Here is a 939-nt window from a genome sequence, read left to right as displayed (position 1 = left end):
TAAACTTATTGTTAGAGCGAACCAGATTGCTTGGCAGGAGCTAAAAAAAATGGCAGCCTAAAATTGATCGTGCGTAACATGAGTTAGTGACCAAGCTTTTGAAGATTAATCCCTTTAGCATGTAGCCTGGTTGCTTGCAACCAGGACTTCATTCTCCAAACTCCCCGTGCAGAGACTTGCCGCCCCAATTTTTCGGTAAAATTTCTTGCCTGACATAATTATGAAAACTTGAATAAGGCCAGACAAAATCCTGGTTGCAAGCAACCAGGCTACCACCGCAACACCCTGTGACGAATTCTTTGAAGATTAATCCCTTTAGCATGTAGCCTGGTTGCTTGCAACCAGGACTTCATTCTCCAAACTCACCGTGCAGAGACTTGCCGCCCCAATTTTTCGGTAAAATTTCTTGCCTGACATAATTATGAAAACTTGAATAAGGCCAGTCGATAACCCTTTGTACTAGACCATGCTTAACTGGATTAAAATGAATATAGTCTATGTGATGACACAAATCAGACTCATCACGTACTCGATGTTCCCAAAATCGTCTTTGCCACAAATTATACTCATCTCGGGCATTTTTGAATAATGGAATACCCAATAATTTGATCTCTTGAGAGAAATATGTTTTTAATTGACGCACTCGAGTCGAATAATCCAAGTCACCCTCCGGAAGTTCCATAATCAGATGCAAGTGCTCAGGTAATACCACTATTGATTTGATACGAAACGGATTATTCTTTTTCGCACGGCGAATAGACCTTCCTAATAATGGGATGTATTTTATTAATAAATCTGATTTTCTATTTTTTAACGTTAAAGTAAAAAAATAAGTTGCACCTCGAGTTTGATCTCGCCTGTAATTGACCATGTAATTCTTCCTTTGCGTCTTGCTGAGGCGAACATAACATTTTGATATTGAAATTGGTAGTCTTCAAG

At 39.1% G+C, this 939-nt stretch carries 1 protein-coding gene; it reads right to left on the bottom strand.

Going from position 1 to position 939, the window contains the following annotated elements; genetic code table 11:
- Positions 1-349: 349 nt before the first annotated feature.
- Positions 350-871, bottom strand: a complete 522-nt coding sequence (locus Lwor_RS09575; protein WP_058493665.1) for an REP-associated tyrosine transposase — start codon at positions 869-871, stop codon at positions 350-352.
- Positions 872-939: the final 68 nt, after the last annotated feature.

The sequence above is a fragment of the Legionella worsleiensis genome (genome assembly GCF_001467535.1).
GTDB lineage: Bacteria > Pseudomonadota > Gammaproteobacteria > Legionellales > Legionellaceae > Legionella > Legionella worsleiensis.
The sequence above is the reverse complement of the archived record's forward strand: the minus strand, read 5'-3'. Positions and strand labels throughout refer to the sequence as shown.

Excerpts from the sequence above, each read along its gene's own strand:
- Lwor_RS09575 (WP_058493665.1), bottom strand. The coding sequence starts at position 871 with ATGGTCAATTACAGGCGAGATCAAACTCGAGGTGCAACTTATTTTTTT.